This is a genomic window from Sandaracinus amylolyticus, assembly GCF_021631985.1.
Classification (GTDB): Bacteria; Myxococcota_A; Polyangia; order Polyangiales; family Sandaracinaceae; genus Sandaracinus; species Sandaracinus amylolyticus_A.
In genome coordinates, this window is sequence record NZ_CP070225.1 from 5,677,931 (window position 1) to 5,697,484 (window position 19,554).

A 19,554-nucleotide genomic window follows, 5' to 3' on the forward strand; every position below is an offset into this window, starting at 1 on the left:
CGGTTGATTTCGATCCACCACGCGGGCGCGGAGGATACTCCCACTTCGGCGTTCCCACGATGGGCGGTCCACCGCCGATCACACCAATGTCAGAGGTCGGTGCGCAGCAGCGCGCCGGACTGGCACTGACGGCGCTGGATCACGAGCTCGGGGCCGAGCCGCGTCGCCACCAGCAGCGCGCGGCCGGTCCACGCGGCGCGCGATCCCGGCGCGGCGACGGAGCTCGGGAGCATCCCCTCGAGATCGTCGGTCGCGCCTTCGAGCGCGGCGCCGAGGCGCGGTCGCTCGCCTTCGCACGCGACGGGCTCGCTGCTCGCGGGGCGCGCGTCGGTTCCGTCGAGCGCGGTGGAGACCGGCGCGTCGCCGCAGCGCGCGATCGCGCGCCCGCCGCCCGCGCTCGACAATCTCACGTCGGCGCAGCCGAGCGCGCGGCGCTCGACGATCTCCGCCGTCGCGCCATCGATGCGCGCGAGGATCCACTCCTCGGCGCCGGGCGTGCCGCCGCAGAGACCGAGCAGCGCGCCGTCGTCGGTCGAGAACGCGCCGACGATCGCGGCCTCGCACGGGCTCGCGAGCGCGATGGGCTCGATGCGCCGTCGCGCGCCGCCGATCACCGAGAGCGCGATGCCCGAATCCGCGCGTGTCGCCACGACGAACGCGCCGTCGGCGAGCGACGCGATCGCGACGTCGCCGCGCGCTGCGCCCGTCGCGCGTGCCGCGCCGATCGCGATCGGGCTCGCCTCGCCGCTCGGGCCCTCGATCACCGCGGCGTGCGCGCGCCCGCTCCTGCCGTCGGTCGTGATCCACGCGAGCGCGAGACGATCCCCGCGTCGCGCCACCGCGAGCTCGCGGACGTGCGCACCGGTCGCCACGAGCTCGCGCGCTGCGCCGATCGGCTCGCCCTCGGGGCCGAGCTCGAGCGCGCGGATGACGCCACCCTGGTCGGCGGGATCGGCCCACGCGACGCTCGTTCCGCTCACGTCCGCGATCAGATCGAACGCGCCCGCGCCCGCGATCGGCACGGCGGTCGCGACACGCGGGCCGATCGCGGTCGGGCTCGGGGCTGCGGCGACGGCCGGCGTCCCCGCGGCGCCGGTGCTGTGCCGCGCGCTCGCGAGGATGCGGTCGAGCGCCTGGAGATCCGACTGCGCGGTCGCGAGGACCATCGTGAGGATGAAGCGATCGTCGAGCTCGTAGACGAACACGCGCGCCAGCACGCCGGCATCGCCGGCCCCTCGGAACGACAGCGTTCGATCGAGCGGACCGCGCTCGTGCTCGGACGCGATCGCGTCGGGGAGCTGCCGCTCGAATTGCCGCCTCAGCCCCCCGATCACGCCGGTGACGAACGTGCGCTGCGTGTCCTCGTCTCCGCGCTCCGCCTGCACGAAGAGGAACAGGTTCCGCGTCTCCGCCGCGTCGGTCCACCGCCACGCCTCGACGCGCTCGGGCGCCGTTCGGAGCGCCTCCGAGATCGACGTCCCCGGCGCGACGTCGTGCGAGCGATGGAGCCCGTTCGGCGCGAGCAGCTCGAGCTGCAGCGCGGGCTGGACGAGCCATCGCGTGGCATCGCGCACCTCGACGCGCGGCTCGAGGCGCTCCGCGTCCGCGAGCCGCACCGGCGCGTCGCGCGACATCGTCGCGATCCCCACCGTCGCGGCCGCCGCGAGCAGCGAGACCAGCGCGAGGAGCCCGCCGAGCACCGGCGCGCGTCGCCACGCCGCGCCCGCGGCGATCGAGATCATCGTGACGAAGGCGGCGAGCTGACCAACACCTTCCGCGAAGCGCGTTGGGTCGGCGACCGGCGCTCTGCTGACGGCCAGCGCCGTCCCGAGCGCGAGAACACAACCGCTCGCGAGGAAGACCCCGCCACCGAATCGGACTCCGTTTCGCATCGCGGAGGAGTAGCGGCGCGGTCGGCGTTCCACAAGATCGTCCAGCAGCGCTTCACGGCTCGTTCGCCGATCCGCCCCTACTGCGCCCTGCGCCAGGGCGTCAGGCTGCTGGCCATGCAGAAGCGAACGTTGGGAGCGAGCGGCCTCGAGGTCTCGGCGATCGGGCTCGGGTGCATGGGGATGAGCTGGGGCTACGGCGCGCCCGGAGATCGCAGCGAGATGATCGCGCTGCTCCGCAGGGCGGTGGAGCTCGGCGTCACGTTCTTCGACACCGCGGAGGTCTACGGGCCGCTCGCGAACGAAGAGCTCGTCGGCGAGGCGCTCGCGCCGTTCCGTGATCGTGTGGTGATCGCGACGAAGTTCGGGTTCGCGCCGAGCGCTCCGGGCGAAGCGCGGTGGTCGAGCCTCGACAGCCGCCCCGAGCACATCCGCGAGGTCGTCGAGGGATCGCTGCGCAGGCTGAGGGTCGACGTGATCGATCTCCTCTACCAGCACCGGGTCGATCCGAACGTGCCCATCGAGGACGTCGCGGGCGCGGTGAAGGAGCTGATCCAGCAGGGCAAGGTGAAGAGCTTCGGTCTCTCCGAGGCGAGCGCCGCGACGATCCGTCGCGCCCACGCGGTGCAGCCGGTCGCGGCCGTGCAGAGCGAGTACTCGCTGTGGTTCCGCCGCCCGGAGGAGGACGTGCTGCCGGCGCTCGAGGAGCTCGGCATCGGCTTCGTCTCCTTCAGCCCGCTCGGCAAGGGGTTCCTCACCGGCGCGATCAGCGCCGAGACGCGCTTCGCCGCGAACGACTTCCGCAGCGTCCTCCCGCGCTTCGCGCCCGACGCGATGGCCGCGAACCAGGCGTTCGTCGATCTCCTCGCGCGCGTCGGGCGCGAGAAAAGCGGGACCGCCGCACAGATCGCGCTCGCGTGGTTGCTCGCGAAGAAGCCGTGGATCGTGCCGATCCCCGGCACCACCAAGCGCGCGCGCCTCGAGGAGAACGTGCGCGCCGCCGACATCACGCTCACGGCCGACGACCTCGCCGCGATCGAGCGCGCCGCAGCGCGCATCGAGGTGCACGGCGCTCGTTATCCCGAAGCGATCGAGCGCATGACCGGCCGCTGAACGAGAGGAGCTCCATCAGGATGCGAGGAACCATCATCCACGCGCCCGGCGACGTGCGTCTCGAGACGCGCCCCGAGCCGAAGATCGTCGAATCCACCGACGCGATCGTCCGGATCTCCGCCACGTGCGTGTGCGGATCCGATCTCTGGACCTATCGCGGGATCAATCCCGTCTCGAAGCCCACGCCGATGGGCCACGAGTACTGCGGCATCGTCGAAGAGGTCGGTCGCGACGTCACGACGGTGCGTCGCGGAGACTTCGTGATCGGATCGTTCTTCGCGTCCGACAACACGTGTCCGCACTGCCGCGCTGGATACCAGACCTCGTGTCGGCACCGCGTCGTGATGAGCGAGTGTCAGGCCGAGATGATCCGAGTCCCGCTCGCCGACGGAACGCTCGTGGCCACGCCCGAGCGCCCGCCGGAGGACATGGTGCCGAGCCTCCTCACGCTCTCCGACGTGATGGGCACCGGATGGTTCGCGGCGGTCGCTGCGAACGTCCGACCCGGGATGACCGTCGCGGTCGTCGGTGACGGCGCGGTCGGTCTCCTCGGTGTGCTCTCGGCGAAGCAGATGGGCGCGGAGCGGATCATCGCGATGAGCCGCCACGAGGCGCGTCAGAAGCTCGCGCGCGAGTACGGCGCGACCGACATCGTGACGGAGCGCGGCGACGAAGGCGTGGAGCGCATCGAGGAGCTCACCCGCGGGATCGGCGCGGACGCGCTGCTCGAGTGCGTCGGTACCGCGGAGTCGATGAAGCAGGCGATCCGCGCGACCCGTCCGGGCGGGCACGTCGGCTTCGTCGGCGTCCCGCACGGCGTGGAGATCTCGGGCACGGAGCTCTTCTTCTCGCACGTCGCGCTGCACGGAGGCCCGGCGCCGGTGCGGCGGTTCCTGCCCGAGCTGATCGACCTCGTGTGGACCGGGACGATCGATCCCGGAAAGGTCTTCGACCTCACGCTGCCGCTCGATCAGGTCGCGGAGGGATACCGCGCGATGCACGAGCGGCGCGCGATCAAGACGCTGCTGCGTCCGTGAGCTCGCCCGACCTCCTGCCTCACTTCGCCGTCTTCCGAGCGACCTCGACGAATGCGCGGAGCGCGGGCGAGCTCTGCGCGCGGCTCGGGTAGTAGAGGAAGAACCCGGGCACCGCCGGCGAGTAGGCCTCGAGCACGCACTGCAGTCGTCCGGCGCGCAGCGACTCCGCGACCATCGGCTCGGCGACGTACGCGAGACCGAGGCCCTGCTCGGCGAGCGACGCAGTCAGGGCGGAGTCGTTGCTCACGACGACGCCGCCGCGCACTGCGACGCGCCAGTGTTTCTTCCCGCGCTCGAGCTCCCACGCATAGAGCGCCCCGGTCGTGACGGATCGGAACGTGATGCACTCGTGGCGCAGCAGGTCCTCGGGGCGCTGCGGCGTCCCGTGCTCCGCGAGGTACCCGGGAGAGCCCACGATCACGAAGCGGAACGGATCGGTGAGCCGCACCTGCACCATGTCGCGCTCGATCGCCTCGCTGAGACGCACGCCCGCGTCGTACCCGTCGGCGACGATGTCGACGAAGCGATCCTCGACGGTGATCTCGACCTCGATGTGCGGATGACGAGCCCGGAACGCCGGCAGCACGGGCGTGACGACGAGCGGCACGGCCGAGCGCGGCACCGTCAGCCGGACGCGCCCGGTGGTCTCGCCCGGCTGCGTGGAGAGATCGGCGAGCGCCGCGACCGCTTGTGTGAGCGCGGGCTCGGCGGTCTCCATCAAGCGCCGTCCCGCGTCGGTCAGCGACACACTGCGCGTCGTCCGATTCAGCAGGACGACGCGCAGCTCGTCCTCGAGCTGCCGCACTGCCTGGCTCACCGCCGACCGCGAGACACCGAGCTCACGCGCCGCATCGGCGAAGCTGCGCTTGCGCGCGACGACCAGGAACACGTGCAGCTGCGGGAGGACGCTCGCCTTCATGCGACCCCGCGAGCGTAGGCGAGGCGCGCGGCGGAAACACCTCGAAGAAAAAATCGGCTCGCCCGCAGGTCCCTACCGACCGCGCGCTTTCGCGCGCTCCCGTCCGGGGCCCGCGGGACGAGCACTTTTGCAAGGACTCAGAACTGGTCCTGCGGCGGGTGGCCGTTGCTCCCGCCACCTCCACTGCCGCCGCCGCCACCACCGCCGCCGCCGCCGCCGTGATCGCTTCGCGGCCGGCCGGCCCAGTCGTCGACCTGATCGTCGATCCGATCGGCGTACTCGTAGACCAGCCCGTAGAGCTGCTCGGTGCGCAGCAAGCGGCGGCGACGTCCGCTGAACACCTTCGACACGACGCGCGCGCCGGATGCCATCGTCTTGATGACCGGGCCACCGCTGTCGCCCGGACAGCTGATGACGTCGTCGTGGTCGTAGCGCGTCCACAGACGCTGCTTCCGCCCCGCCGCGAAGTCGCCCTCTTCTGCGCGGCATCCGAAGCCGTACATCACGACTCGCTCGTTGTTCGACACGATGGCACCGGGATGCACGCCGAACGGCGTGGCGACCGACGAGGGCACCGCGCGCGCGAGACGAACCACGGCGACGTCGTCGTCGCCCACCCCCGAGCCGTACGATCGCGTCGACGTCACGTTGAACGACTGCCGGTTCGTCGCGCTCAGGTGGATGGTGAACGTGCCGCTGATGCTGCCAGTGCGATAGTCGACGCAGTGCGCGGCGGTCACCACCGCGATCGGATCGATCAGGGTGGCAGTGCACCCACTGCCGTTCACGACGAGCCGCCCGACGGCGGGATCCTCGAACGAGAAATCGCCGTCGCGCAGCTCTTCGGTGACGACTCCGACGCCGCCGTCACCGGCATCGTCGAACGTCGAGGGCGGCAGATCGCCCGAGCGCGGCGCCTCGCATCCGCCGATCGACGCGGCGAGGATCGAGACCGAGAGCCAGACGCTTGGATGGTTGGAGAACGTACGAGTCATCACGGGAACGCTCCTGTCGTGGTCGCGGCCACGCAGAGCAGCCCTCGTGCCGAGCTCCGGCGCCCGAGATCACGCGGATCGGCACCCGACGCACATGGGCGAGCCCCACTGGGCGTGTGCCCGGCCCATGCGCGGCCCGGCGAAGACTCGGCTCGCCCGCCGGTAGGGCTCAAGGTCTGTCCCAAAATCTCCCGTCGCCCCGCGGCCGAGTCGGGCCCGTCCACGGCGTTGCCGCTCGTCGCCGTGCTTTCGCACGACTTCTCGCGTCGCCTTGCGGCCGAACCCGCCTCGATTGCGGGGCTCGGTCCGATTTCGGGACAGACCTTCACTCCTCGATCGTGTAGAAGGTCGCGAGGCACATCTCGTCGAGCGTGCCCTCGCCCCACGTCGTCGCCTCGTCGCGCTCCATCGTCGAGTAGGTGCAGGTGACGTGCAGCTCGTCCTCGGGCGAGAGCGTCACCGGCGTCTCGAGGAAATAGCTGCGCTGCCAGCCGAAGCGATAGTTCGAGATGTCGACGAGGCACGCAGTCCCCGCGCTCCCCGATCGCTCGATGTGCATGCGGCGCCCGAGCCCGTGCATGTGCGCGCGGACACCCATGATCCGCAGCGGACGGCCGCTCTCGAAGATCGGTCGCGTGCCCGCGAGGCTCGAGAAGATCGTCGAGTACGTGCTCGCGCGCATGCGCACCGACTTCTCGATCTCCTGTTGTCGCGGCGGGAGGTTCAGCTGCCCGTCGGTGAAGAACCACGGGCGCATCGGGTGCTCGACCTCGGTCGCGGTGCGCATGCGGATCGCCGTGCGATCGGGGAGCGCACCGTTCGCGTAGTGATAGTGGATCTGCACGAGGAGCGGCCGCGCGGGATCGACCGCGACGCCGGTGCCCTCGGGGTGGTGCACCGGCCCGGTGCCGGGCGCCCAGTTCATCAGCATGCTCGCGCGCACGCCCTCGCCCGGCCCACCGAGGCACGGATAACCGAGCCCCTCCGCGGCGTCGTCGAGCGCGCGCGCCGCGGTGACCGCCTCTTCGTTCTGCGGCTGGAAGACGACGACGTGGTGCACCACGCGCGGCTCTCCCGGCACGACCTCGTAGTCGGTCACGTAGCGCGGCGCGTCGCCCTCGACGTCGTCGTCGAAGAGGACGCATCGATAGTCGTCGAGGAGCTCCGACGCCGGCGCGTACGCCTCGGGCATGCGCGCCTCGTGCGTCACGCCTTCGAGCGCGGGCGGAGGTGCGATCTCGGGCAGCCCGCGCGACGCGTCGCCCATCGGATGTCCCGCGTCGACCCAGCGCTGGAAGAGCTCGATCTCGGCGTCCTCGAGCCACATCGCGTCGTGGTACGTCGCGCAGTCGCCGCTGTTGTCGGGCAGGAAGGGCGGCATCGATCGGCTCGCGACCGACGCCGCGATCAGCGGCCCTCGCGCGCTCACCTCTTCGTAGGTGATCAGCGGAAAGGGCCCGATCCCGCCGGGCTGGTGACAGGTCTGGCAGTGCTCCGCGAGCAGCGGCGCGATCTCGCCGTAGAACGTCGGCTCGACGCGGTCCGACTCCGTCGCTCCATCACACGCGCCCAAGACGACGAACGTGCCCACCGCGACGCGCGTCACTCGTCCCATGGTCCACCTCCAAGCGATCACGACGCGGTCCCCTCCGCGTCGAGCGGAGCGGACGCTACGTGAGCCGACGCACGCCCCGACAGCCGCCGTGGGTGGTGACGGCCACGCTTTCCCGCGCGCGCCCGTTCGCCGCGGAACGTCCGGAAATCACGGATCGATCGGCGCGGGCTCGGGCTCGATCGCATGTGCGCAGGTGAGCGCGGGCGCCCCTCAGCGGTCTCGTGTCGTCGTCCGGATTGGCGCCGCGTCCGCCGAGGGCGCGACGCGCGTCGTCAGCGTGCCGCCATGGTCTTAGAATCCCGCCCCCCACATGTCTTCCGAGCACACCTCCACCGCGCGGCGCGCGCACGACTTCATCCGCGACATCATCGACGAGGATCTGCGCGCGGGGCGCCACGCCCGCATCGCGACGCGTTTCCCGCCCGAGCCGAACGGCTACCTGCACATCGGACATGCGAAGTCGATCTGCCTGAACTTCGGGGTCGCGCGCGAGTACGGCGGCACCTGCAACCTGCGCTACGACGACACGAACCCCGAGAAGGAAGACATCGAGTACGTGCGCTCGATCGAGGCGGACGTGCGGTGGCTGGGGTTCGAGCCGACGGGCGTCTACTTCTCGGCCGACTACTTCCCGAAGATGTACGAGCTCGCCGAGCGGCTCGTGCGCGAGGGCCATGCGTACGTCTGCGATCTCGACGAGGAGCAGATCCGCGTCTACCGCGGCACGCTCAGCGAGCCCGGCAAGCCGAGCCCGTACCGCGATCGTTCGGTCGAGGAGAGCCTCGATCTGCTGCGTCGCATGAAGGCGGGCGAGTTCCCCGACGGCGCGCGCACGCTGCGCGCGAAGATCGACATGGCGTCGCCCAACATGAAGCTGCGCGATCCGCTGCTCTATCGGATCCGCCACGCCGAGCACCACCGCACCGGCGACGCGTGGTGCATCTATCCGATGTACGACTACGCGCATCCGCTCGAGGACGCGATCGAGGGGATCACGCACTCGATCTGCACGCTCGAGTTCGAGAACAACCGCGCGGTCTACGACTGGGTGCTCGACCACACCGGACCGTGGGATCCGCGGCCGCACCAGTACGAGTTCGCGCGCCTCGCGCTCGACTACACGGTGATGAGCAAGCGCAAGCTCCTCACGCTGGTCGAGGGCGGGCACGTGAGCGGATGGGACGATCCGCGCATGCCGACGATCGCCGGGATGCGTCGCCGCGGGTTCAGCCCCGAGGCGCTGCGCGCGTTCGCCGAGATGATCGGGGTCGCGAAGGCGAACTCGACGGTCGACATCGGCAAGCTCGAGTACTGCGTGCGCCAGGACCTGAACCAGAACGCGCCGCGTGTGCTCGGCGTGCTGCACCCGGTCGAGGTCGAGCTCGTCGGCGCGCCGTCGACGACCACCGACGCGCCCTACTTCCCGCCCGACGTGGGCAAGCCCGGCTCGCGCCCGCTCGCGCTCGGCGCGCGCATCTACATCGATCGCGACGACTGGCGCGACGAGCCGCCGGCCGACTACCAGCGTCTCGCGCCGGGACGCACGGTGCGGCTGCGCTACGGCCTGTGCATCACCGCGGACGCGGTGCTCGAGCGCGACGCGCAGGGACAGGTCACGAAGCTGCGCGCGATCGCGCATCCCGAGACCGTCGGTGGCGGCAATCCGGCCGATGGCCGCAAGGTCTCGGGCGTCGTGCACTGGGTCGACGCGGCGACGAGCGTGCCCGCGGAGGTGCGCCTCTACGATCGCCTGTTCAAGAGCGCGAAGCCCGAGGAGGGCGGCGCCGACTTCCTCGAGCAGCTCGATCCCGGGTCGCTCGTGGTGGTGCGCGAGGCACGCGTCGAGAAGAGCCTCGCGACGGCCGAGGTCGGCTCGCGATGGCAGCTCGAGCGCGTCGGCTACTTCGTGGTCGATCCCGACTCGAAGCCGGGCGCGCTGGTGCTGAGCCGCATCGTCACGCTGCGCGACTCGTACGCCGAGAAGGCGAAGACGCCCGAGCGCGCGGAGAAGAAGGACGTCGAGCCGAAGGAGAACGCGAAGGCGAAGACGCGCCCGAAGACGCGCTCGCCCAAGGAGTACCGAGCCGAAGCGCGCGCGCGCGATCCGGAGCTCCAGATCGCGCACGACACGATGGTCGCGATGGGGCTCGGCGCGGACGCGGCGGACCTGCTGAGCGGTGATCGGGCGAGCGCCGATCTCTTCCTCGCGACCGCGGAGCGCGGCGCGGTGCCCGACGTGACCGCGAAGTGGATGATCAACGAGCTGCCGAGAGCGCTCGCTGGCAAGGAGCTCGGAGACGCGGCGCTCGATGGGCCGCGCTTCGCGGCGTTCCTCGCGAAGGTCACGAGCCAGCAGCTCACGGGCGCCGCTGCGAAGCAGGCCCTCGCCGACATGATCACGAGCGGGAAGAGCGTCGACGACGTCGTGCGCGAGAGCGCCGCGCCGGCGTGGAGCGCGGAGCAGATCACGGCCGAGGCCGATCGCCTGATCGCGGCGAACGCCGACAAGGCGGCGCAGGTGAAGGCCGGCAAGGTGGGCCTGCTCGGCTTCTTCGTCGGCCAGATGGTGAAGGCCGCCCCGGGCGCCGATCCCAAGGAAGTGAATCGCGTCCTGCGCGAGCGTCTCGGCATCGCGTGAGCACGTCGCGAGCGCTCGTCGGCGCGAGAGCCGACGAGCGCTAGACGCGCCGCGCGAGCACGACCTGGTACGGGTCGCGCCGTGTGACGAGATCGTCGTACAGGCGAGTGCCCGGCGCGCGACAGAGATTGCGCATCGCGAGCTCCGCTTCGACGCGCCGCCGCGCGCCGTAGACCGGAACGCGGAACGCCGGGAAGCGCGAGATCGCTTCGTCGATGTAGGCCTGGATGCGGGGGTCGTCGAGATCGCGCGCGCGCACCGCCTCGTCCGTCACGTCGTCGGTCTCGACGATCTCGAGGCCGATCGACTCCATGAACTCGAACGACGAGCGCCACGCCTCCTCGGGGATCGAGTTGCCCCACACGAAGAGCCCACCGGGCTTCAGGATGCGACGCGCCGAGCGGAAGAACTTGCGATCCTCCTCGGTCATCACGTCGCCCTGATCGGTCACGTGCGTCTCGCAGACCGCGACGATGTCGGCGACCTCGTCGTCGATCGGAGCGCGGGTCGCGTCCGCGTGCGTCGCGACGAGCCTCCCGCGGTGGTGCGGCGCGAACTTCTTGCGGCACGTGGTGACGCCCCCGAGCTGCATGTCGATCGCTTCGTACGTGCACTTCGGGAGCACGCTCGTGCACACGTGATCGGCGCCCGCACCGGTCCCGCACCCGAGCTCGACGACGTGCACGCGTCCCGCGCGCTCTCGCGCGCGTCGCTGCACCGCATCGAAGTGGAAGAGCCCGGAGTAGGCATTGCGCCCGTAGCGCTGCGGGTCGCGCTCGCTCGTCGGCGCCGGGCCCCACGCCTCGGGCCAGACGTAACCCCACGTGTTGAACGTGAACTCGTACGGCTCGCCGTGCTCGCTGCGGACCGTGCCCATGCTCCGGTAGAGCGAGTACAGGAGCGAGTACACGGACTGCTTCGTGTACTCGCCTTCCTCGACGTGACCGTCCGCGCGCGCGACCTTCTGCGCGCGCTCGAGCGGCGTGCTCATCACCCACGCCGTGATGATCGCCTGCAGCCGAGGCATCGAGTACTCGGCTGCCTCGCTCAGGTTCGTGAGGACGTCCATGCGCGCCGTCAGGTCGCAACCTCGGTGCCACCCGCACGGGAACGGACGCTGCAGCGAGACGCGGCGCGATGGAGCCGACCGAAGCGGCGGTGCGCGGTGACCGCGCCGAGCCGGACGTAGGGAAGTGGCTCGAGCGCGCGCGCGAGCTGGCGGCCGCACGCGCGCTCGGCTCGTCCGAGACGCGCGACGTCGTGCCCGCGCTGCTCGATGCGCTGCTCGCCCCCGCGGGAGCCCATCCCGACGCGCGCGTCGTCGCGCTGCTCGGCGAACACCTCGGGAGCCGCGTCCGCCGAGGCCTCGTGCTCGGCGAGATCGTCGAGGAGCTCGCCGCGCTCACCCGCGCCGTCGCGGAGTCGTGGGCCGAGCTCGACCCCCCGCAGCGCCCCTCGATCGCACAGCTCGATCGCGTGCTCGCCGGACTGCAGCGAAGCGTCGCGTGGGTCATCGACACGTTCGAAGCGCACATGCGAGACGACGAGCAGCGTGACAAGCGTGCAGCTCGCCGGCTCGAGGCCGAGGCGCGCGCCGGGATCACGCGCGGTGAGCCGCTCGGAGCGGTCGCCGAGCGCCTGCTCGCGGTGGTGATCGACGAGATGGGCTGCGACGTCGGCGCGGTCTCGCTCCACGACGCCGCGAGCACACGGCTGGTCGCGCTGGCCGCGTCCGGGCGCTCGCGCGAGGCACTCGCGCGCGAGTTGGCGGGGGCCGCGTCGAAGACCTTCGCGGCGGAGGTCGCGCTCGCCGACGCGCCGGTCACCGGAGTCGAGGACATCGCGACCAGCGCCCTCGACGTGAGCCCGTCGCTGCGTGCGAGCGGGATCCACGCGATGCTCGGCGTGCGCGTGCCCGCGCGATGGAAGCTCTCCGGCGTGCTCTACGTCGGCATGACGCGACCGCACGTGTTCGGCGGTCGCGAGATGTGGCGGATCGAGATGCTCGGGGAGCGACTGCTCGTGCACCTCGAGACCACGCACCTCCACGAGGAGCTCCGGGCGTCCGTGGACGCGCTCCGCGCCGAGCGCTCGACGCGCGAGAAGTTCGTGTCCTTGCTGGTGCACGACCTGCGCACGCCGCTCTCGAACGCGAAGGTGAGCGCGCAGCTCCTCGCGAGGCTCCCCGACGGTCACGACAAGCGGATCGACCTCACGCAGCGCATCGTGCGCAACGTCGATCGCGCCGATCAGATGCTCCGCGACCTCCTCGACGTCAGCCGCATGCAGGCCGGCGGCACGCTCCCGGTGCAGCCCACACCGGCGGACCTGCTCGACGTGGTGCGCGCGGTCGTCACCGAGCTGCCCGCGACCGACGCGGCGAGGGTCGGGCTCGCGGCCGATCACGTGCACGGGACGTGGGATCGGCGCGAGCTCGAGCGAGCGCTGGGCAACCTCGTCGCGAACGCGCTCAAGTACGGCGACCCCCGAACGCCGGTCACGATCCGCACGAGCGTCGACGGCGGGATCGCGCGGCTCGCGGTCCACAACTCCGGCGCTCCGCTCGCTCCTGCGCAGCGCGCGCAGATCTTCGAGCCCTTCGTGCAGAAGAGCGAAGGGCACGGCTGGGGGCTCGGGCTCGCGCTGGTGAAGGCGTGCGCGCAGGCGCACGGAGGGCGCGCCCTCGTCGAGAGCGACGCCGAGCGCGGGACCACGTTCACCATCGAGCTCCCGCTCGCGCCCTGACGACGCGGACACGTTCCGACGCGGGCGTGTCGATTCTGCACCTCTACGCATGGCATCCGCACACCGCGGGGACGAAGTGAGACGTGTGACTCCTCCGTCGTCCTCCAGCTTCGTCGTGGTCGTGGACGACGACGTGACGCGCCTGCGGGCGGTGTCCGACGCGCTTCGCGCACGCGGGCACGACGTGCTCGCGTTCCCCGGCGTGGCGGAGGCTCGCGCCGGCCTGCGCGACGTGATGATCGACGTGGTCGTCGCGACCGCGGCGATCGCGAGCACGCTCGACGAGACGCGGCACGAGCGCACGCGCAACGCGTCGTGGGTCCTCCGCGGCAAGGCCGAGCCGCGCCTCGGCCCGAAGTTCATCGCGAGCGTCGCGATCGACGCGTCGCCGCACGCCGTGGCGGAGACGGTCGCGGCGGCCCTGATGATGCGGCGCCCCAAGCTACCTCGCCCGCCGAGCGCGATCGTCGCAGCGCCGCCGCCGCGGATCGTGCCGGTGCGTCTGCCCGAGCCGGCGCTCGCCGTCGCGGCGCCTCTCCCGTCCGCGACCGACGCGCCGGCGCTGCCCACCGCGCCCTCGGACGAGCATGCGCGGACCGCAGCGCTCGACGCGCCCGAGCCCGCGGCGACGCCGCCGGTCTCGGCACCGCGGCGCGTCGGCGTCGTCGCGCGCGACGCCAAGATGGTGCGCCGACTCTGCGAGACGCTGGATGCCGCGGGCATGAGCACACGGGGATTCACCGCCGCACGGACTGCGCGCGAGGTCGCGATGGCGGTCGGCTTCGACGCGCTGGTGCTCGAGGAGCAGCTCGACGGGCTGGACGCAGTGACGGTCGCGGCCCGTCTCGCGCTCGATCTCGGCGCGCGCGCACCGCGCATCGTCGTCCTCGCGCGGCCGGAGAGCGTCCTCACCGAGGGCGCGGTGCACACGATCGTCCGCTCGCCGACGACGCCCGAGGCGATCCTGCGCGCGGTGGTCGGCACGATGGACGCGCGCGAGCTACCCGCGCCCACGTGACGATCGCGACGCTCACGCCGATTCGACGGCGGCGCGTCGCGCGCGGACCACGCTCTCGAGCGTCGCGAGCAGCGCGTCGTCGACCAGCGGCTCGATCAGCGTCTCGTCGAACACCGGCCCGCTCGCGTCTCCACCGCGCTCGCCGCGGAGCCGCACGAAGAACGGGCGATCCGCGCCGAGCTTCTCGCGCAGCGCGTCGCAGAGTTCGGAGCCGGTCGGACGCTCGAGCCCATCGGCGACCACGACGACGTCGCAGCGCGCTCCGGGCAGGAGCTGCATCGCGTTGCCCGACGAGCCGAGCAGCAGGACGCGAGCGCCGCACTCCTGCAGCAGCTCGCTCAGGCGGCGGACCCGCCACACGTCGGTGTCGACGATCGCGATGATCGCCGCCGGCTTCAGCTCGAGCGAGCGCTCGCGAGGCGGAGTCTTGGGCTTGCTCATCGGCACCGATCCCTTCTCGTCGAACGGCCGCGCAGCGCGGCGATCACGGCGTCCCGCGAGGCGGCGCGCAGCCGCGTCGCAGGAACGCCGGTCGATGCGTGCTCACCGCAGCGCGGCGAGCGCGGGCACGATCACCAGCCGCCGTTGCGGCGCGCCGGACGCTCCTGCGCGACGTTCACGCGGAGATCGCGCCCGTCGAGCGAGGTGCCGTCGAGCTTCGAGATCGCGCGGGCCGCGTCCTCGGCGCTCGCCATCGTGACGAACGCGAAGCCGCGCATGCGCCCGGTCTCGCGATCGGTGGGGAGGTCGACCCGATCGACCTCGCCGATCGCGCGGAAGGTCGCGCGCAGCGTGTCCTCGGTGGTGTGGAACGCGAGATTTCCTACGTACAGACGGTTGCTCAAAATCACTCGGAATCCGGCTCTCGGTGTCAGAACGATGCGCGACCGCCGAGAGAGCCTCGAGCCCGGGGAAACGCTGCGACATGCCCGCATCGGCGGTGTCGTCGCAGCACGTGAATCCGTCCGGGCGAAGCGGGGACCGAAGAACGTGCCCGGCCACAGTGGACCGGTCACGAGTGCAACGCAAGCGTGCATTTCGCGATCACGGGCGACCGCAGCCGAGCTCGCCGACGTATGATCCACGTCACTCGTGCGGCTCGGCTGCCCGCGAGCACGATTCGCACATCGGCGATGTCAAATCGTCTCCGTGCGGCGCTATCGCGAGGCGCCGGATCTGCCGTACATCGAGCATGCGGCGACTCAGGGGGCTTGTTGGGGGCCCGAGTCGTGGGCGGCGGCGCGTGCGGAGCTCGGGGCGGGGGCTCGCGCGGTCTGCACGCGCCGCCGCGTCGCACCATCGCGATGACTTCGACGTTCGAGCGTCGAGCAGTGATGGAGCGCGGCGCTCGCGGACATCGATGCATGCGATGCGAGACGCCTGGGCCGCGTCATACCGGTACTTGCGGTCGTTCCTCGAGGACGACGCCGGACCACCCGAAGCACCACCGTCGTGGCGCGAGCGCGTCGAAGCGATGCAATCGCTCGCCGGTGCGCTCGCCGATGCGGTCGAGCGCGAGAACGGTCAGCGACGACGCGCGCTGCAGGTCGCGCTCGCGCGGTGCATCACGCTGAGCGTCGAAGCACGCGAGAACGCCGCGACGGACGGCGGCGGAGAGCGCTGACGCGCATCGACCGAGGTGGTGCGCGCCACTCGCCGGGCGAGGCGTGGTGAAGCGCATCGCGAACGCCGGCGCATCGACGGCGTCGCTCGGCCACGCGTCGCGAGGACCGGTTCTTGCGCCCTTCCGCTCGCGCAGCGGCTCGTCGGAGTCGCACGCCGAAGGAGGCGGAGATGGCCAGCGTCCAGACGAGCACCGAAAAGAAGATCACGAAGCCGGGCACGGCGACGATCGAGATGAAGCTCGAGGTCGTCGTGGTTCCGGTGAGCGACGTCGATCGTGCGAAGGCGTTCTACACCGGCCTCGGTTGGCGGCTCGATGCGGAGATCGGTGACGGCAAGACCTTCCGAGGAGTGCAGATGACGCCTCCCGGCTCGCAGTGCTCGATCCACTTCGGCACGGGGATCCCCTCGGCAGCACCGGGCTCGGCGCAGGGGCTCTACCTCGTCGTCTCCGACATCCAGGCGGCGCGCGCCCAGCTCATCGCGTGTGGGGTCGCGGTGAGTGAGCTGTTCCACATCGACTACAGCACTGGCGCTCGCACCCCTGGTGCCGATCCCCAGCACCGCAGCTACACGACCGAGGCGACGTTCAACGACCCCGACGGCAACCTCTGGATCCTGCAGGAGGTCGGCAAGCGTCTTCCCGGGCGCGTCGACGCACCCTCGTTCGTCTCGGCGAAGGACCTCGCGAGCGCGCTCCGGCGGGCCGAGACCGCGCACGGCAAGCACGAGGCGCGGCTCGGGAAGCGCGACGAGGAGTGGCCGGACTGGTACGCGGAGTACCTGTTGCGCGAGCAGGCGGGCGAGGAGCCGCCCTCGTGAGCCACTACGACGTGATCGTGATCGGCGGAGGCTCGCCCGGTGAGCACTGCGTCGGTGCGCTCGCCGAGGGCGGCCTTCGCGTGGCGCTCGTCGAGCGCGAGCTCGTCGGCGGCGAGTGCTCGTACTGGGCGTGCGTTCCTTCCAAGACGCTGCTGCGGCCCGGCGAGGCGACCCACGCCGCGAACGAAGCCGCAGCGCACGCGCAGCTCGACGTCGAGGCCGCGCTCGCGTGGCGCGACTTCATGGTCTCGAACTACTCCGACGCGGGCCAGGAGCGCTGGCTCGCGCAGCACGGCATCGATCTGCTCCGTGGTCGCGGCCGGCTCGCGGGCGTCGGCGTCGTGGAGGTCGACGGCGTGCGGCACACCGCCGAGCACGTCGTCGTCGCGACCGGCTCCGATCCGATCGTGCCGCCGGTGCCGGGGCTGCGCGAGCTCGAGGGCCTCTGGACCAGCCGCGACGCGACCGCGATGAAGCAAGTCCCGCGGCGGCTGCTCGTGCTCGGCGGCGGACCGGTCGGCGTGGAGATGGCGCAAGCCGTTCGCCGGTTCGGCGGCGAGGTCGTCCTCGTCGAGGGCGCGAAGCACGTGCTCCCGCGCGAGCCGGCGCCGCTCGGCGAGAAGCTCGGCGAGGTGCTGCGTCGCGACGGGATCGAGCTCGCGTGCGGCGTGCGCGCGACCGCGGCGCGGCGCGAGGGCGACGACTACGTCGTGGTGCTCGACGACGGACGCGAGCTGCGCGGCGATCGTCTGCTCGTCGCGACCGGCCGGCGCGCGCGCGTCGATGGGCTCGGCCTGGACACGGTCGGCGTCACCGCGAACGCTCGCGGCATCCCGGTCGACGCGCGCCTGCGCGCGGGCGAACGCCTGTGGGCGATCGGCGACGTCAACGGCATCTGGCAGCTCACGCACGTCGGCAAGTACCAGGCGGAAGTCGTCGCCGCGAACATCCTCGGCGAGCCGCGCGATGCGAGCTACGAGGCGGTGCCGCGCGTCACGTACACCTATCCTCAGGCCGCGGCGGTCGGCGCGACCGAAGCGCGCTTCACCGCGACCGTCCCGCTCGCCGAGGTCGCGAAGACCGCGACCTATACGCGTGCGTATGCCGAGAGCAACGGCTTCTTGACGCTGCTGAGCGACGACGGCCGCCGGCTCACGGGCGCCTACGCGCTGGGCCCGGACGCGGGAGAGTGGCTCCAGCAGGCGACGCTGGCGATCCGCGCGCGCGTCCCGCTCGAGGTGCTCCGCGACACGATCCAGCCCTTCCCCACGTTCTCCGAGATCTACGTCGCCGCGCTCCACGCGCTGCACGGCGAGATCGCGGCGGGGCGCCGATCGACGAGCGGCGCGGCGCGACAGGCCGAGAGCCTCGCAGGCAGACCCTCGTCGTGATCCCTCAGCGCCTTCGCCGGTAGCGCAGCCACACGAGATCGCCCGCGAGCCGCTCCACCGCGATCAACGCGAGCCGGCGCGCGGGCCCGCGCTGCGCTCGTGCATCGAACGAGGTCGGCGTCCCCGTGCTGCCGTCGACGAGCGGCACGACGAGCATGCTGATCTCGTCGACGAGATCGGCCTCGAGGAACGTGCCGTTGATCGTGCCGCCGCCCTCGAGGAGCAGTCGCTCGATGCCGAGCTTCGTGCGCAGCTTCGCGCCGCAGATCGATCGTGTCCTTGCCGCCGAACACGTAGGAGACGCCCTTCGATCGCAAGAACGCGAGGTAGTCGTCGCCGACCTGCTCGGTGAGGACCGCGACCACGTGGTCGTCGCCGATCGTGCTCGTCGTCCAGCGCAGCTTGCCGCTCGGATCGAGCGTGATCGCGTAGGAGCGCGCGTCGGTGCTCGCGAGGAAGTCGGTGCGCGGGATGGGCTCGCGGGATCGACGCGCCGGGATGCGCGCTCGGCCGGCGTAGGGCTCCATCGAGATCCGACCGATCATCCACGCGTCGGCATCGAAGGTCTCCGCCGTGCGCTCGTACTCCGCGATGACACGAGACGGCAGCTTCCAGTGCGTCGTCACGATCCGCGCGTCGAGCGACGGGACCATGTGACAGATGACGTACGGTCGGCGCGACGCGGTCTTCACGGCCGGGGCGAGCTCGGTTGTTCGCGCGTGGCGCGGACGGCAGCTCCCGCTCTCATGATCAAGCTGGCGACGACGTCCGGCCGCGAGACGTAGATCGCGTGACTGCCGTCCGACTCGACGACGCTCGAGCCCGCTCGCTTCGCCATCCAGCGCTGTCCGTCGGGCGGGATCATCCGATCGTTCGCCGAGACGAGATACCAGCTCGGCTTGGTCCTCCACGCCGGGCTCGTGACCTTCGCCTGGTACGCCGCGACGCCCCACGGCGGCTGCGAGTCCGCGAGGAACGCCGCCTTCGCGGCGTCGACGTCGGCCGCGAAGGACTCGTGGAACCTCGCGCGATCGAGCCAGAGGAAGCCGCCTCGCGGAGGAAGGATCGGCGGCTGCGACGCAGGCACGGACGGATTCGCGAGGAGCATCTCGACGGACTCACCCGAGTCCGGAACCCACCCGGCGACGTAGACCAGCGCAGCGACCTTCGGGTCGCGGCCTGCCTCGGTGATCACCGCGCCGCCAGACGAATGCCCCACGAGCACGACCGGCCCGTCCTGCTCGTCGAGCACGAGCTTCGTCATCGCGACGTCGTCGGCGAGCGATGCGGTCGCGTGCTGCACGATGCTCACGCGGTGCCCTGCGCGCGTCAGCATCGCGTGCACGCCTTCCCAGCCCGACCCGTCCGCCCAAGCGCCGTGCACCAGAACGATCCTCGCGAGATCCTGCTTGTTCATCGCGCGACCTCCGCCGCGACGCGCTGCACGACACGTGCCCCCATGGTCACGAGTCGGTCGCGCAGCGTCACCTGGGCGCGGCAGCGGAGAGGTCGATTGCCGCACGCTCGGATCCGCCGTCAGCGTGTCGCCTTGATGCGCCGAGCGAGCGCGTCGGAGAGCGGATGGCCACGCTCCTCGGGCAGCTTGCGTCGTGCGCGCTCGACGTCGCCGGCACGTACGAGGTCGCTTCTGCGCGCGTCGAGCCTCGTAGGAGCTCGCGCATGCGCGGGCGGGACGCAACGGTCCGTTGCAGCACGGCGCGCTGTGAGCGAATCGCCGCGCGCTCCATG

17 protein-coding genes are annotated in these 19,554 nt (G+C 71.5%); 8 read left to right on the plus strand and 9 right to left on the minus strand.

The window, feature by feature from the left end:
- Nucleotides 1–89: 89 nt before the first annotated feature.
- Entirely contained in the window at nucleotides 90–1,742 is a 1,653-nt protein-coding gene (locus tag I5071_RS24015; protein WP_236515059.1) for a hypothetical protein, read from the minus strand.
- Between the two features lie 264 nt (nucleotides 1,743–2,006).
- On the opposite strand from I5071_RS24015, the gene I5071_RS24020 reads away from it, so the two are divergent.
- On the plus strand, nucleotides 2,007–3,002 hold the full coding sequence (locus tag I5071_RS24020; RefSeq protein ID WP_236515061.1) for an aldo/keto reductase: 996 nt from the start codon (nucleotides 2,007–2,009) through the stop codon (nucleotides 3,000–3,002).
- Nucleotides 3,003–3,022: 20 nt separating this feature from the next.
- The gene (locus tag I5071_RS24025; RefSeq protein WP_236515063.1) at nucleotides 3,023–4,039 is read left to right on the plus strand and encodes a zinc-dependent alcohol dehydrogenase family protein; all 1,017 of its coding nucleotides are present in this window, start codon (nucleotides 3,023–3,025) and stop codon (nucleotides 4,037–4,039) included.
- Nucleotides 4,040–4,058: 19 nt separating this feature from the next.
- On the opposite strand, the gene I5071_RS24030 is transcribed toward I5071_RS24025, so the two are convergent.
- From I5071_RS24030 to I5071_RS24040, 3 genes are all read right to left on the minus strand, one after another.
- Complete coding sequence (locus I5071_RS24030; RefSeq protein WP_236515064.1) at nucleotides 4,059–4,958, minus strand: LysR family transcriptional regulator; 900 nt, start codon at nucleotides 4,956–4,958, stop codon at nucleotides 4,059–4,061.
- A 137-nt stretch (nucleotides 4,959–5,095) separates the two neighbouring features.
- Entirely contained in the window at nucleotides 5,096–5,953 is an 858-nt protein-coding gene (locus tag I5071_RS24035; RefSeq protein ID WP_236515065.1) for a trypsin-like serine peptidase, read from the minus strand.
- A 325-nt stretch (nucleotides 5,954–6,278) separates the two neighbouring features.
- Complete coding sequence (locus I5071_RS24040; RefSeq protein ID WP_236515066.1) at nucleotides 6,279–7,568, minus strand: hypothetical protein; 1,290 nt, start codon at nucleotides 7,566–7,568, stop codon at nucleotides 6,279–6,281.
- Between the two features lie 310 nt (nucleotides 7,569–7,878).
- Here I5071_RS24040 and I5071_RS24045 point away from each other — a divergent pair, with 310 nt between their 5' ends.
- On the plus strand, nucleotides 7,879–10,206 hold the full coding sequence (locus tag I5071_RS24045; protein WP_236515067.1) for a glutamine--tRNA ligase/YqeY domain fusion protein: 2,328 nt from the start codon (nucleotides 7,879–7,881) through the stop codon (nucleotides 10,204–10,206).
- A 40-nt stretch (nucleotides 10,207–10,246) separates the two neighbouring features.
- Here the strand turns inward: I5071_RS24045 and I5071_RS24050 are convergent, their stop codons facing one another.
- Nucleotides 10,247–11,275, minus strand: coding sequence for a class I SAM-dependent methyltransferase (locus I5071_RS24050; protein WP_236515068.1), 1,029 nt, complete (start codon nucleotides 11,273–11,275; stop codon nucleotides 10,247–10,249).
- A 68-nt stretch (nucleotides 11,276–11,343) separates the two neighbouring features.
- Here I5071_RS24050 and I5071_RS24055 point away from each other — a divergent pair, with 68 nt between their 5' ends.
- Together I5071_RS24055 and I5071_RS24060 are read left to right on the plus strand one after the other, a co-directional pair.
- On the plus strand, nucleotides 11,344–12,951 hold the full coding sequence (locus I5071_RS24055; protein ID WP_236515070.1) for a sensor histidine kinase: 1,608 nt from the start codon (nucleotides 11,344–11,346) through the stop codon (nucleotides 12,949–12,951).
- Between the two features lie 121 nt (nucleotides 12,952–13,072).
- Complete coding sequence (locus tag I5071_RS24060; protein WP_236515071.1) at nucleotides 13,073–13,969, plus strand: hypothetical protein; 897 nt, start codon at nucleotides 13,073–13,075, stop codon at nucleotides 13,967–13,969.
- Nucleotides 13,970–13,981: 12 nt separating this feature from the next.
- Here I5071_RS24060 and I5071_RS24065 read toward each other — a convergent pair whose 3' ends face one another.
- Together I5071_RS24065 and I5071_RS24070 are read right to left on the minus strand one after the other, a co-directional pair.
- Complete coding sequence (locus I5071_RS24065; RefSeq protein WP_236515074.1) at nucleotides 13,982–14,410, minus strand: hypothetical protein; 429 nt, start codon at nucleotides 14,408–14,410, stop codon at nucleotides 13,982–13,984.
- 131 nt (nucleotides 14,411–14,541) lie between these two features.
- Nucleotides 14,542–14,820, minus strand: a complete 279-nt coding sequence (locus tag I5071_RS24070; RefSeq protein WP_236515076.1) for an RNA recognition motif domain-containing protein — start codon at nucleotides 14,818–14,820, stop codon at nucleotides 14,542–14,544.
- 623 nt (nucleotides 14,821–15,443) lie between these two features.
- On the opposite strand from I5071_RS24070, the gene I5071_RS24075 reads away from it, so the two are divergent.
- From I5071_RS24075 to I5071_RS24085, 3 genes are all read left to right on the plus strand, one after another.
- Nucleotides 15,444–15,593: a hypothetical protein gene (locus I5071_RS24075; protein WP_236515078.1), complete on the plus strand. Its 150-nt coding sequence runs from the start codon at nucleotides 15,444–15,446 to the stop codon at nucleotides 15,591–15,593.
- A 170-nt stretch (nucleotides 15,594–15,763) separates the two neighbouring features.
- The gene (locus tag I5071_RS24080) at nucleotides 15,764–16,414 is read left to right on the plus strand and encodes a VOC family protein (RefSeq protein WP_236515080.1); all 651 of its coding nucleotides are present in this window, start codon (nucleotides 15,764–15,766) and stop codon (nucleotides 16,412–16,414) included.
- Complete coding sequence (locus I5071_RS24085; protein ID WP_236515082.1) at nucleotides 16,411–17,805, plus strand: dihydrolipoyl dehydrogenase family protein; 1,395 nt, start codon at nucleotides 16,411–16,413, stop codon at nucleotides 17,803–17,805. The genes I5071_RS24080 and I5071_RS24085 overlap by 4 nt, the downstream gene beginning before the upstream one ends.
- Nucleotides 17,806–17,809: 4 nt before the next feature.
- Here I5071_RS24085 and I5071_RS46840 read toward each other — a convergent pair whose 3' ends face one another.
- On the minus strand, nucleotides 17,810–18,220 hold the full coding sequence (locus I5071_RS46840) for a dihydrofolate reductase family protein (protein ID WP_329611183.1): 411 nt from the start codon (nucleotides 18,218–18,220) through the stop codon (nucleotides 17,810–17,812).
- A 273-nt stretch (nucleotides 18,221–18,493) separates the two neighbouring features.
- The gene (locus tag I5071_RS24095) at nucleotides 18,494–19,222 is read right to left on the minus strand and encodes an alpha/beta fold hydrolase (RefSeq protein WP_236515084.1); all 729 of its coding nucleotides are present in this window, start codon (nucleotides 19,220–19,222) and stop codon (nucleotides 18,494–18,496) included.
- Nucleotides 19,223–19,554: the final 332 nt, after the last annotated feature.